11 protein-coding genes and 1 pseudogene are annotated in these 13145 nt (G+C 64.1%); 4 read left to right on the forward strand and 8 right to left on the reverse strand.

The features are described 5' to 3' along the window. From QZY06_RS03130 to QZY06_RS03140, 4 genes and pseudogenes are all read left to right on the forward strand, one after another. The coding region (locus QZY06_RS03130; protein WP_295680075.1) for an ATP-dependent helicase at positions 1-3015 on the forward strand (3015 nt) is incomplete at its 5' end. An 83-nt stretch (positions 3016-3098) separates the two neighbouring features. Beyond that, positions 3099-3854 carry a multiubiquitin domain-containing protein gene (locus QZY06_RS03135; protein ID WP_295680078.1) on the forward strand — a complete coding sequence of 252 codons (756 nt, stop codon included), beginning with the start codon at positions 3099-3101 and terminating at the stop codon, positions 3852-3854. Continuing rightward, positions 3829-4140 (forward strand): annotated as a pseudogene (locus QZY06_RS22115) (DUF6791 domain-containing protein); the annotation flags it as partial. The gene QZY06_RS03135 and the pseudogene QZY06_RS22115, both read left to right, overlap by 26 nt. Next, positions 4120-4668, forward strand: coding sequence for a choice-of-anchor Q domain-containing protein (locus tag QZY06_RS03140; RefSeq protein WP_367275550.1), 549 nt, complete (start codon positions 4120-4122; stop codon positions 4666-4668). The pseudogene QZY06_RS22115 and the gene QZY06_RS03140, both read left to right, overlap by 21 nt. Positions 4669-4742: 74 nt before the next feature. Here QZY06_RS03140 and QZY06_RS03145 read toward each other — a convergent pair whose 3' ends face one another. The 8 genes from QZY06_RS03145 to QZY06_RS03180 all read right to left on the reverse strand — a co-directional run. Further along, positions 4743-5987: an MFS transporter gene (locus tag QZY06_RS03145; RefSeq protein ID WP_295680083.1), complete on the reverse strand. Its 1245-nt coding sequence runs from the start codon at positions 5985-5987 to the stop codon at positions 4743-4745. Further along, positions 5980-6498, reverse strand: a complete 519-nt coding sequence (locus tag QZY06_RS03150) for a hypothetical protein (RefSeq protein WP_295680086.1) — start codon at positions 6496-6498, stop codon at positions 5980-5982. The genes QZY06_RS03145 and QZY06_RS03150 overlap by 8 nt, the downstream gene beginning before the upstream one ends. 31 nt (positions 6499-6529) lie before the next feature. Further along, complete coding sequence (gene rimI / locus QZY06_RS03155; protein WP_295680089.1) at positions 6530-7006, reverse strand: ribosomal protein S18-alanine N-acetyltransferase; 477 nt, start codon at positions 7004-7006, stop codon at positions 6530-6532. Positions 7007-7040: 34 nt separating this feature from the next. After that, positions 7041-7874, reverse strand: coding sequence for a uracil-DNA glycosylase (locus QZY06_RS03160; protein ID WP_295680091.1), 834 nt, complete (start codon positions 7872-7874; stop codon positions 7041-7043). Between the two features lie 112 nt (positions 7875-7986). Beyond that, positions 7987-9543, reverse strand: a complete 1557-nt coding sequence (locus QZY06_RS03165) for a 2-isopropylmalate synthase (RefSeq protein WP_295680094.1) — start codon at positions 9541-9543, stop codon at positions 7987-7989. Between the two features lie 331 nt (positions 9544-9874). Continuing rightward, positions 9875-10531 carry a DsbA family oxidoreductase gene (locus tag QZY06_RS03170; protein WP_295680097.1) on the reverse strand — a complete coding sequence of 219 codons (657 nt, stop codon included), beginning with the start codon at positions 10529-10531 and terminating at the stop codon, positions 9875-9877. Between the two features lie 13 nt (positions 10532-10544). Then, the gene (pssA, locus tag QZY06_RS03175) at positions 10545-11330 is read right to left on the reverse strand and encodes a CDP-diacylglycerol--serine O-phosphatidyltransferase (RefSeq protein WP_295680099.1); all 786 of its coding nucleotides are present in this window, start codon (positions 11328-11330) and stop codon (positions 10545-10547) included. 75 nt (positions 11331-11405) lie between these two features. After that, positions 11406-13145: zinc-dependent metalloprotease (locus QZY06_RS03180; protein WP_295680102.1), on the reverse strand; the 1740-nt coding region annotated here is incomplete at its 5' end.

Consider the following 13145-nt stretch of genomic DNA (forward strand, 5'->3'; position numbering starts at 1 on the left):
GAGATCCAGATGGACCTGTTCGCGCGCGAGTTCCTTTTGCCCCGCCCGGTGGTGCGGAAGCTCCACGTGGAGGACAATATGACCGTTTCGGCTATTGCGGAACGGTATGGCGCTCCGATCGAAGTGGTCGCGCAACAACTACTGGACGCGCTGCTTCTGCCGCCAATCGTGCCAAAAAACGGTGGGCTGCAGGTTGAGCGCCCGCCCAATCCGCGGCAGCGCGATGCCGCGGGGCACCGTGGGCTAGCGTATCTGCTCGAGGCCGGGCCTGGAACGGGCAAAACACAGACGCTGGCCACGCGGGTCACGGGCTTGCTGGCAGATGGCGTCGACCCGCGCCGGATCCTGCTTCTGACCTTTTCGAACAAGGCGGCAGCCGAGATGGTTGAGCGGATCGCGATCCAGCACAAGGACGCCTCCGCGGCAATGTGGATCGGAACGTTTCACGCCTTCGGTCTCGACTTAGTCCGGCGCTTCCACGCCGAACTGGGTCTGCTCGCGGATCCGCGCTTGCTGGACCGGACGGAAGCGGTCGAACTCCTCGAACAGGAGTTCCCTCGGCTCGGGCTGGTTCATTATCGCAATCTCTATGATCCAACACAGGTGATCGCCGACCTCCTCGCTGCGATCTCGCGCGCCAAGGACGAGGTGGTGGATGAGAAATCGTATGCGGAGCTGGCCGAGCGCATGCGGCAGAAGGCCAAGAGCGACGAGGAGCGGGTCGCCGCGGAGAAGGCCGCGGAAGTCGCGCGGGTGTACGCCGCCTATGAGGCGCTGAAACGCCGGGCAAACTGCATCGACTTCGGCGATCTGGTGTCGCTGCCCGTTCGACTGCTCGAAGGCAACGCCGCGATTCGCGCGCACTGCCAAGCCCAGTATGACCACGTGCTTGTCGACGAGTATCAGGACGTGAACCGAAGCAGCGTGCGGCTGCTGGTCGCGTTGCGGGGTGCCGGAGAAAACCTCTGGGCGGTAGGAGACGCCAAACAATCGATTTACCGCTTTCGTGGAGCCTCGTCATTCAATCTGGCGCGATTTGGGCGGGAGGATTTTCCGGGCGGCGTGCGGGGGCAGCTGGAGCGAAACTATCGTTCCTTCGCCGAGGTGGTGGCTGCCTTTTCCACTTTTTCCGCGCGGATGAAAACGGGCCAGGTGGGCAGCAGACTGACTGCGGACCGGGGCGTGAGCGGACTGCAGCCCGAGCTGCGAACGGTGGACCAGGCTGAACAACAGCCGGTGGCAGTGGCCGAGGCGATTGAGGAGATGCACCTTGCTGGTCACAACTACCGTGATCAGGCCGTGCTATGTACAGGCAACGAAGCGCTCTCGGACCTCGGGCAGGATCTGGAACGGCTCGGCCTGCCCGTGCTTTTCCTCGGCAGCCTGTTCGAACGGCCTGAGGTCAAAGGTCTACTTTCCTTGCTCTCGGTCCTGGTTGACCAGCGGGCCATGGGATTGGTCCGGCTAGCCTGTTGGCCGGAGTTTGCGATGCCATTCGCAGACGTGGCGGTGGTGCTGGACGATCTCCGCAACCACGAGATTTCGCCTGGCGCGTGGTTACATAATCGGGTCCTGACCGGAGTGCTCTCTCCGGATGGTCGGGCGGCCGTGGTCCGACTGGCCGCGGCTTTGGACGGATTTGACTCGGATTCCTCTCCGTGGATGGTGCTGACCACAGTTCTACTTGACCGGACGCGGATCGCCGCACGGCTCGCCACGTCGCCAAAGATCGCGGACCAGTCCAAGGGAATCGCGCTTTGGCAACTGATGAACTTTGTCCGCTCGCAGCCCACCGGAACGGGGCTTCCGATCCAGCGCCTCCTTGACCGCATCCGCCGTCTCCTGCGATTGGGTGATGACCGTGACCTGCGCCAGCTCCCGACCGCCGCTCAAGGACTTGACGCCGTTCGCCTGATGACGTTCCACGGGGCGAAGGGGTTGGAGTTTCCGGTGGTGCATTTGACCGGTCTCAACGCCGGCACGCTTCCCCGGCCGGCGATTCCGCCGCCGTGCCCGCCACCTGACGGCCTGGTCGCGAACGGCGCCGGCAGCGGCCTAGAGGTTTTCCGCCTGGGTCACGCGGAAGAACAGGAGTGTCTTTTCTACGTAGCATTGTCGCGCGCCCGCGATCGCTTATTCCTTTACGCGCCGACCAAGAACTCCGCGGGATCGAAGCGACCGCTGTCTCCGTTCCTCGACCGGCTCGGCGCGGGCCTGACTCGAAGAATTGTGACACCGGTTCGAAGCCTGCCCCTGGCGCCGGAAATGGCCGAGATCGAACTCACGATCAATGGCGGCCTACGTTTCAGCGCGCAGCAGATCGCGCTCTACGAAAAATGCCCCAAGCGCTTTTTCTACACGCACATTCTGCAAGTAGGCGGACGCCGAACCGCGACGGCTTTCATGCAGATGCACGATGCGATTCGCACGGTTTTCCAGGAAATTGTCGCCGATGGCACGAGCGTGAGCGAGGCCGAACTGGCCGGCAGAGTCACCGCGGCATTTGCGGTCCACGGCCTGTCCGGTCACGGCTACGAGGGCGATTACCGGACTTTTGCCCTGAGCATGCTGCGCTATTTTGCCTCGATTCGGCAAGGGCAGACGCCGGAGGCGCCCACCGCCCTGAGCCTGACCTTCGGGGAGGAGGAAATCATCGTTCGACCTGATGACGTGCTTTTCAGGTCAGACGGCGTACGGACCCTCCGCAGCGTGCGCACCGGGCACCAGCGGTCAACGGACGACAAGGATGTGGGCGCCGCGGCCTTTGTCTTGGCCGCTCGCGCGGCTTTCCCGGGAGCCATCGTCGAACTCGTCTACCTATCCGACCAGGTTGCGCAGCCCCTATCATTGTCCCCAAGGGAACTGCAGAACCGCGAGGAGAAGCTGAAAGGCTTTCTCCATGATATTCGCCGCGGGCGCTTTCCCACGAAACCCTCTGCGCGGGTCTGCCCGGGGTGTCCGGCATTCTTCATATGCGGGCCGACACCGGCCGGAGCTCTGCGCAAGAAATTCTAGGGAAACTTACCGGGCGGCGGTGGTGGCAGCGATTGAGTCGTTAATGGCGGAATATCCCGCCCAGCTTTAACGACAAAACTATCATGGCCTCCAACGAAATACCTGAATTCGACGACGTGGGCACTGCCGTGCGCGAAGGTCGGCCGCTACGGACAGCCCGTGGCTACCGCATCCAATACGCTCAGGGCGACGCCAACTTTCGCTCGCTCACCCTTGCTGATCCTGTGCCGCTCGGGCGCCAGATCCTCGCTGCCGCGGGGGTCGACCCGCGGGCCGGCTACAGCCTCTTCGCCGTGCTTCCGACGGGTGACTTCGAGGATGTTCGCCCCGAAGAACCTTTCGACCTTCGCGCCCGAGGCGCTGAGCGCTTCATCGCGTTCCTGACCGACCGCGACTTCAAGCTGACCCTGAACGACCACCAGCTGGCTTGGGGCAAGCCCACCGTCAGCGGTGCGGTCCTCTATACGCTGGGGAAGGTCGGACCGCACGAGGCGGTTTTTCTCGAAGTCCGCGGCGGCACGAACCGGCTGGTCGAGCCAACCGAATTGGTCGATCTGACCGCACCAGGGATCGAGCGCTTCGTTACCGGCCCAAAGCCGGTGCGCACCTACGAAATCATCGTGAACTCGCGTTCCGAAACGGTGCCCGCCGCCCACGTCACGTTCGAGCAGGTGGTGCAGCTGGCATTCCCGGGACCGCATGGGCCGAACATTGTCTTTGCGATGACCTACCGCCACGCCGAGTCGAAACCTCACGCGGGCGAGCTTGGACCCGGTGGTTCCGTCGAAGTGAAGCACAAGGGGACAATCTTCAATGTCACAAAAACCGATAAGTCTTAGTCCCGATTTGAAGCGCCTGCGCGACGAGGGCTATTTTATCCAGGTCGTGGGTGGGTTCCTCGTCATGCGCGAGGTACCGTATGTCGATTCGCAGCGACAGGTACGCAGAGGGACGCTGATTTCCAGCCTGACGATGGCCGGCGATGTCACTCGAACCCCGGATACGCACGTGGTCTACTTTGACGGCGAGTATCCCTGTGGCGCCGACGGCAAGCCGATCCACCAGATCTCCCACCAGAGCGGCATTCTCAACCTCGGCAACGGCATGCTGCGGCTCGAAAACAGCACGGTCAGCGGCAACACCAACGGCGAGCCCTATAGCAGCACCGCCGCCATCGAGAACGGCGGCCGCTACGACGGGCCGACGGCGTCGGCGCGGCTGGTCAACGTCACCATCGCCGGCAACCCGGTCTATGGCCTGACCAACCGTGGCCGCATCTCGATCAGCAACAGCATCATCGCCGGCAATGGCTTGGTCGCGGATCCCGAGAACGGCGTCGATCAGCGCGATCAGAACTGCCTGAACGAAGGGTCAGGCACCCAGTTCGTGCAGAGCGGTCTCTTGCGCGGAGCTGACTCCGGCAACTGCGCAACCACCTTGCTGGTCCTCAATGCCGACACCTTCGTGACCGTGCTGCAGCCGCTGGCGTTGAACGGCTGGCAATCCCCGACTTTCGCGCTCAAGCCCGGCAGCATCGCGATTGATGCCGCCGTCGGCTCCTGCCCGAGCACCGATCAGCGCCGGGTCACGCGTCCGCGCGACGGCAATGGCGATCACATCGCAGCCTGCGATCTTGGCGCTTACGAGCGCTAGGTTCGCGGTTCAGCGTACGTGCTTGAGGCACAGCCTCCGGATCGTCAGACGATCCGGAGGCTGTGCCGGATTCATCACTCAACCGGCTTCGACACTGGCTCCGGCACCCGCGCCAGCAGCACGATGCCGATGATGAAGAACGCGATCAGCGCCAAGATCGATAGCCGCGGATTGCCGGTGGTAGCGGCGACGATGCCGACGACCAAGGGCCCGAGCACTGCGGCGAACTTGCCGAGCATGTTGTAGAAGCCGAAGAACTGGCCGGCCTGCTCGGGCGGAATCAGCCGCGCGAAGTACGAACGGCTCAGAGACTGTACCCCGCCCTGCACCAGGCCGATCGCGGCGGCCATCTGGTAGAACTGGGCTTCGGTCTGCATGAAGTAGCCCCAGATCGTTACCGCGATGTAGACCGACAAGCCGAGGTAGATCGCCCGCTTGGTGCCGATGCGGTCCGCCAGATAGCCGAAGCCGATCGCCGCCGGAAAGCTGACGAACTGCACGATCAGCAGCGCCTTGATCAGGCTGTCGGAAGCGAAGCCAAGATTCAGTCCGAAATCGACCGCCATCTGCGCCAGGGTGCCGACAGCGTCGATGTACAGGAAGTACGCGAGCAGGAACATCCATACCGGGCGGTGCTGGGCGATCTGGCGGACGGTGGCAAAAATCTCGCGCCAGCCGAACGGCTGCTGGTTGGCGTTGCGGGTTTCCGGCACCCGCAGGAACAGCGGTATCGAGAACAGCAGCCACCACAGCGCCACGCTGATGAACGCGGCGCGGGTTGCGGCCACCTTGTCGGCCAGGCCGAAGACTTCCGGCTTGAGCACCATTGCCACGTTGATCAGGAACAGCAGGCCGCCGCCGAGATAGCCGAGGCCGTAGCCGAACGAGGACACGCGGTCGCTTTCCTCGGGCGTGGCGACGTTGACCAGCAACGCATCGTTGAAAGTCAGGCTGCCGAAGAAGCCGATCGAGGCCAGCGCGAACACCACGATCGCCACATGCCACTGGCCGGCGCCGATGAAGGCCAAAGTGAAGGTCGCCAACGCGCCGAGCACGGTGAACACGCCGAGGAAGCGTTTTGCAGCACCAAGGCGATCAGCCAGCGCGCCGAGCCAGGGCGAGATCAGCATCACGATCAACGCAGCGGCCGAGTTGCCGAGGCCGAGATACAAAGTGGCATCGGTGGCGTCGACTTCCGTCGCCCAGTACTGCTTGAAGAAGATCGGAAAGAAGCCGACCAGCACCGTCGTCGCGAAGGCCGAGTTGGCCCAGTCGTTGAACGCCCAGGCCCATTGCGCGCTGCGTCGCTGCTTACTCATCTTCGTCCCCGAGCGGCCTTGCGACCTGCTGTTGCACCACTTCGCCGAGATCGGCGAACACCAGTCCGTCGATCCGCACCTGCGGCCGCGCCTTCAGCAGCGCGAGATAGGCCGGAACGAAATCCTGCATTGCCTGACGATCGCGGTATTCGAGGATCACCGCATAGTCCCAGCGCTTGCTGTCGTTGATCACCCCCGTAACGACATCGGCTTCGAGCAGGCGATAGCCGCTGATCCGGCCTTGCTCCAGCAGTAGCGCATCCAGCGCCAGCCAGTTCGCCCGCAGGAAACGCAACAAGCGTTCGCGCTGACCGGGCCGGGCGCGAACCAGACTGATCGCCCAGATCGCGTCCGCGTTCGGCGCGACTTCAGACTTGGATTCATGCGCGGCGACCGAGCTGCCGGCAATGGGCTTGATCGAAGCCGGCTGCAGAAAGCGGTTCAACAAGGCCATGCCCGCGGCGCCGATCAGCAGACCCGCCAGCAGGATGATCAGCGTGCGTCGCGACATCAGGCGCACGCGGCCTGAATCACGGCATCGATCACAGGATGTCGAAGCCGAGTACCAGCGCGTCCTCGCGACCGCCCGCCGCCGGGTAATAGGCCTTGCGCACGCCGATCCGCGCAAAGCCGATTCCCTCGTACAGCTTCAGCGCCGCCTTGTTCGACTTGCGCACTTCCAGCAGCACGATCGACGCCTGCGCGGCACGCGCAATCTTCATCAGGTGTTTGAGAAGCTTCAGGCCGAAGCCGCGCCGCTGCTGGAACGGATCGATGCAGAGATTCAGCACGTGGGCCTCGTCGACGGCCATGCTCATCAGCGCATAGCCGGCGAGACGGCCGTCATCGCCAGCCAGCACCCAGGCGCTGTAACCGGACTTCAGGCAATCCTTGAAGATCGTTTCGGTCCAGGGAAACTCGTAGGCGCGGCGCTCGATCTCGAGCACCTGAGGCAGCAGCGCCACCTGCATCGGCAGGATCGCCCAGACATCTTTGGCATCTTTCGGCAAAGCGCTCACGGCAGGATGTTCGGATGAAATAGAGGAGAGCCGATCAGCGGACGGCCGCTTCAGACTTGGCCAGCAGTTGATGCACGCGCTTCAGATCGAGCCAGCTCTTGGCCTTCTCACCCGGCGAGCGCAGCAGATAAGCCGGGTGATAGCTGATCAGCACCGGCGTCTTTACCGGACCATAGACGTGCAGCGGTCCACGCAATTTCGACAGCGGTGCATCGGAGCCAAGCAGGCGCTGCGCGGCGATACGCCCCAGCGCCAGGATGAGTTTGGGCTGGATCAGTTCGATCTGGCGATCGAGGAACGGCCGGCAGGCGGCCACTTCATCGGATTCCGGATCGCGGTTGCCGGGCGGCCGGCACTTCACGACATTGGCGATGTAGGCATTGCTGGCGCGTGCGCGGCCGATGCTGTTCAGCATCTCGTCGAGCAGCTTGCCAGCCTTGCCGACGAAAGGCTCGCCGCGCTGGTCTTCATCGGCACCGGGGCCCTCGCCGATCACCAGCAGCGAGGCATCCTGCGGGCCGACACCGAACACCGTTTTCGTCCGGGTCTTGCACAGCTTGCAGCGCGTGCAACTGGCGACGGCTGCGGCGAGGCCGTCCCAGTCTGCCGGAGCCACATAAGGCGGTGCGACAGGTTCCGGTTCGACGAGCAGCAGCGGTGGCGGCTGTGGCCGCGGCGCCGGACGTGGCGCGATCGTCCGCGGTGCTGGCGCGGGCGGAACATCCGCTTCCGGCTGGTCGTAATCGGCCATCGACGGCGCATCGAGCACCGACGCCGTGTCCGCCGCGACAGCCTGTGGGGCGCCACGGCGCATCCAGACCTCGAGGTCCAGCGCTTTCAGCAGGCGGGCGCGGCGTTGGCTATGCATGGCGCTACTTTACCGTGCCGACCCCAGCGCCAGCGGAGATTCGCTGACAAGAAAACCCCGGCCGTAGCCGGGGTTCGTGCTGCTCGCAATCAATTGCCGATTGCCCTGTCGATCAGGGCATCGCCGCGAATTCCGCATGCTGCGGATGCGCGCGGCTGGTCGGGATCTCGAGGCGGTTGACCGCGTTCAGATAAGCCTTCGCCGAAGCAATGACGATATCGGTATCGGCACCCAAGCCATTGACCACGCGGCCATCCTTGCTCAGGCGCACGGTGACTTCGCCCTGGGCATCGGTGCCGGTGGTGATGGCATTGACCGAATAGAGCAGCAACTTGGCGCCAGTGCCAACCCGCTGCTCGATCGCCGCGAACACGGCATCGACCGGACCGTCACCGAGCGCCTGCACTTCGCGGATTTCACCATCGACCGCCAAGGCCACCTTGGCCAAGGGCTTGGTGCCGGTCTTCGACGTCACTTCGAGCCACTGCAAGGTCACGCGCTCTTCGGAGCGGGCCTGCTCGGTCTGAGTGACCAAGGCCTGCAAGTCCTCATCGAAGATTTCCTGCTTCTTGTCGGCGAGGTCCTTGAAGCGCGCGAACGCTTCGGCGAGTTCGGCATCGGACTTGAACTGGTAGCCGAGTTCGTCGAGCCGGGCGCGGAAAGCGCTGCGGCCGGACAACTTGCCCAAGGTCAACTTGTTCGATGACCAGCCGACATCTTCGGCGCGCATGATCTCGTAGGTCTCGCGATGCTTGAGCACGCCGTCTTGGTGGATGCCGGACTCATGCGCGAAGGCATTGGCGCCGACCACCGCCTTGTTCGGCTGCACCGGATAGCCGGTGATATTCGAGACCAGGCGCGAGCACGGCACGATCTGTGTGGCATCGACACGGGTGGTGACGGGAAAGATGTCGTGGCGCGTGCGGATCGCCATGACGATTTCTTCGACCGCGGCATTGCCAGCACGCTCGCCGAGGCCGTTGATCGTGCACTCGACCTGGCGCGCGCCGTTCATCACCGCGGCGAGCGAGTTCGCGACGGCCATGCCGAGATCGTTGTGGCAGTGCGTCGACCAGATCACCTTGTCGGCGTTCGGTACCCGCTCGATCAAGGTCTTGAAGCGCTCGCCCCAGAGGCTCGGAATCATGTAGCCGACGGTGTCCGGCACATTGAGCGTGGTGGCACCGGCCTTGATCACCGCGTCGAAGATGCGGACGAGGAAATCGATGTCGGAACGGCCGGCGTCCTCGGCGGAGAACTCGACGTCATCGGTGAAAGTGCGCGCGAGCTTGACTGCGCCGACTGCGTTCTCGACGACCTGATCCGGCGTCAAGCGCAGCTTCTTCTCCATATGGATCGCGCTGGTCGCGATGAAGGTGTGGATGCGCTTGCGCGCCGCGGGCTGCAAGGCTTCACCGGCGCGGGTGATATCACCGGCATTGGCACGGGCCAAAGAACAGACAACCGATTCCTTGACCGCGCGGGCCACGGCTTGCACGGAAGCGAAGTCACCGGGGCTGGCGATCGCGAACCCGGCTTCGATGACATCGACCTTCAACTTCTGCAGCGCCAGCGCAATACGAACCTTTTCGTCGAGCGTCATGGCCGCGCCGGGCGACTGTTCGCCATCGCGCAAGGTGGTGTCGAAAATGATGAGCTGGTCTTTCATGGGGTTCTCGCAAATACAGTGTTTGGATTTCCGACGGCGAATAGCCGTCGTTCAACAATCCGATACAGGGATGTATCGGTTTGGGACAGGACGTTCAGGCTCTTTTTCCGGTACTAGCCCCCGGACGGGCGAATTTCGATGGTCTGCCTTACGGCAGCAGTCGAAGGGCAAGCAGCAGCTCGCGACCGAACAGCGTCGGTGCGAAGAACATCTGGGAGCTGGTGCGGGCTTGCATGGTGCGCGAATGATAGACCAGCCACGGGCCGCTCGCCAAGCGCGCGTTATTGCCGCGCGTCGTGTTCGGGCTGCCGTCGGTGGCTTGCGGCCGTGCTCAGGCCGGCTCGGCCGACGACGCCGCGATCTGCAGCAAGGCCTGCTCGAAGACTGCCGACGACTGCCCGCCTTCGATGATGTGGCGGTCGTTGATGATGATCGCCGGCACGCCACGGATGCCTTTCGACAGCCACAGCTTCATGCGCTCGTCGACTTCGTCGAGATAGGTTTCCGAGGCCAGGATTTCCTTCGCGCGCTCGCCGTTGAGGCCGGCTTCGACGGCGATCTCGGCCAGCACGGCGTGGTCGGAGATGCTGCGCTGATCGGTGAAATTGTCCTTGAACAGCAAGTTCTGCAGCATCAGTGGATCGCCGTGCGACTCGGCCCAGTACATCAGCCGGTGGGCATCGAAGGTGTTCCAGATCCGGCTGTCGCGCGTCAGGTTGAAGACGTAACCGGCTTCTGCCGCCAGTGCGGTGATCTGCGCGTTGTTCTCGGCGATCTGGGCCGCGGTCAGCTCGTACTTGGCGACCATGTGCTCGCCCAGGTTCTCGCCTTCGGGCGGCATGTTGCGGTTCAGCTCGAACGGCTGGAAGGTCAGCTCGACTTCGAGCTTGCCGGCCAGACGATCGACCGCGGCAATCAAGCCACCCAGGCCAATCGCGCACCAGGGGCAGGCGATATCGGAGACGTAATCGATTTTCAGACGCTGCATGGACATGGCCTCCTCAGACCGGCGCCGGCTTGTTGCGCATCCGGCGCAGCACGGTGGTCACCGGACCGGACATCGCGTACGCGAAGAAGATCAGGAACAGGATCAGCGGCGGATTGATCGAAACCAGCGCCAGCACACCGATCACCGCGGCGAACGACATGAAGCGCATGCGGCCGGCCAGGTTGATCTTCTTGAAGCTGTTGTAGCGGATCGACGACACCATCAGCAGCGCGCTGCCCAGGGTCAGGATGCTGGCCGGAATCAGTACATCGAGCCCGCTCAGGTCATAGCTGAACGCGGTCCAGACGAAGAACACCACCACCGCTGCAGCAGCCGGGCTCGGCAGGCCGAAGAAATCCTTGCTGCTGCCCTTGATCGCGGCCAGCACGTTGAAGCGGGCCAGGCGCAGTGCTGCGCAGGTGGCGTAGGTCATTGCCAGCACGCCGCCCAGCTTGCCGCCCAGCCACTGGTAGTCAGACAGGAAGCGCAGGCTGTAGGCGTAGACGACGATCGACGAAGCGATGCCGAACGCCGCCATGTCGCACAGCGAGTCGTACTCCTTGCCGAAATCGGTGGAGGTATTGGTCATCCGCGCGATGCGGCCATCGAGCGCGTCGGCAATCATCGCGAACAGGATGCCGATCGCCGCCTGATCGAAATTGCCGTTCATCGACGACACGATCGCGTAGAACGCGCCGAACAAGGTGCCGGTCGTGAACAGGTTCGGCAGCAGGTAGATCCCCTTGGTGGGACCCTTGCGGCGCGGCTTGGCGGATTCGGATGGATCGGATTCGTTCATGGGCTTCGACCGTGGCAGTCGCGCAGTCTACGTGGCCCCCGCAGACAGAGGAACCTCCGACCCGGGACGACCACCCTAATCGCCGAGCGGCGGTCCGGCCGGCAGCGTCGGTTCCGGCAAGGCACCCGCTGCCGGGTCGGTGGCCGACTGGAAGCGGCGGATCAGGTCGGCGATCAGCAGGGTCTGGCCAGCGGACTCCGGATCAGGTTGGGGACGACGGGCGGCTGAGCGACTCAGCAACTGCTCCAATTTCACTAACGCGACCCCGCGCACGGCTGGACTGCTGCCTTTGCCAGCTAGCGCGATCAGCTTCTGCACAACGATCAACTGTTGCGCGTGGAGGATTTGCTTGTCGATGCTATTCGTCGCGCGGCCATCGAAGCTGGCTGCGATCAACCGATCGGTGACCGCTTCGAAACCCGGTAGGTTGCCGTCCCCCGCGCGCTGCTGCACGAGCCGCGCGGCGCGTTCCGGCTGCAGCAGGGCGTTGATGGTCAAGGTCGACGCGGCAACCGCTGGAGCCGTGGCATCGAAGGTCAAGCCGGTGCTGCGGGCGAACAGTTCACGCGTCGCCGGCCAGCCCGGCGGCCGCGGTGGCAGCAGCGCCAGCAAGGCTGGCGACAAGCTCAAGGCCGCCGGTTGCAAGGTCTCGATCAAGGCATCGAGCGCCTGCTGCTGTTCGGCCGCGGGCACCGCCTGCACCGGCGTCTGACCATCGCCGCGCAGGGCATAGACGTAACGCTGGCCGCCGAGCGCTTTCGCGGTCGCGTCGATCTGATAGCGGTGATACAGGTACAGCGGCACCAGCGCTTCCTCGAGGCTGGCCAGCGGCCGACCGCGGCGAATCGCGTTCTCGCCGAAGCGCGCCAGCGCCGCCTTGCGGACGGCCATCATGCGGCGCAGTTCGGCGGCATTGTCGCGGCCGTTGTCCCAGAGGCTGACATCGGGATGGGCGGCACCGGCCGGTCGTGCATCTTCATCGGTCAGGAAGCCGATGCCCTGCGCCTGGGCCTTGCGAAGAATGCCGGCGAGTGCCGCCGGCTCATCGCTGCCAGCCGGGAATTCACGGTAGCCATAGTCGATCGCGACCTTGTCCCAGGCGCCGATTTCGGCGGTATAGGCATCGCTCAGATCAACCGAGCCATCAGCCTTGAGCGTCACCAGCGGCTGCGGATAGTCCATCACCGACGTCCGGCCGTCGCGGCTGGCGATGTAGTTGTGCAGCAGGCCCAGGGTGTGGCCGATCTCGTGCGCGGCCAGCTGGCTGAGGCGGGCCATCACCAGCTTCTGCATCGCCGGATCGACCGCGCCCGCTTCCCCATACGGCGACAACAAGCCATCTGCAATCAGATAGTCGTAACGGGCGCGCAGCGAACCCAGCGTCACATTGCCCTTGATGATCTCGCCGGTACGCGGATCGTTGACCGCGTTGCCATAGCTCCAGCCCCGCGTCGCGCGATGCACCCACTGGATGATGTTGTAGCGGACGTCGAGCGGATCGGCGTCTTCCGGCAGCAACTCCACCTGGAAGGCATTGCGATAGCCCGCCGCTTCGAAAGCCTGGTTCCACCAGCGGGCGCCTTCCAGCAGCGCGTCGCGGATCGGCGGCGGCGCACCGCGATCCAGGTAATAGACGATCGGCTTGACCGCCTCGCTGACCGCCGCGCTCGGGTCCTTCTTCTGCAGACGATGACGCAGGATCAGATGCTGGATCAGCGGCGCATCGATCGGCGTTGCGTAGTCGGCGTAGTTCAGTTCGATGTAGCCCGAGCCGGGCTGGGCCGGACGCGGCACGTAACCGGGTTCCGGCAAGGC

It is taken from the genome of uncultured Nevskia sp., from assembly GCF_903885465.1.
GTDB lineage: Bacteria > Pseudomonadota > Gammaproteobacteria > Nevskiales > Nevskiaceae > Nevskia.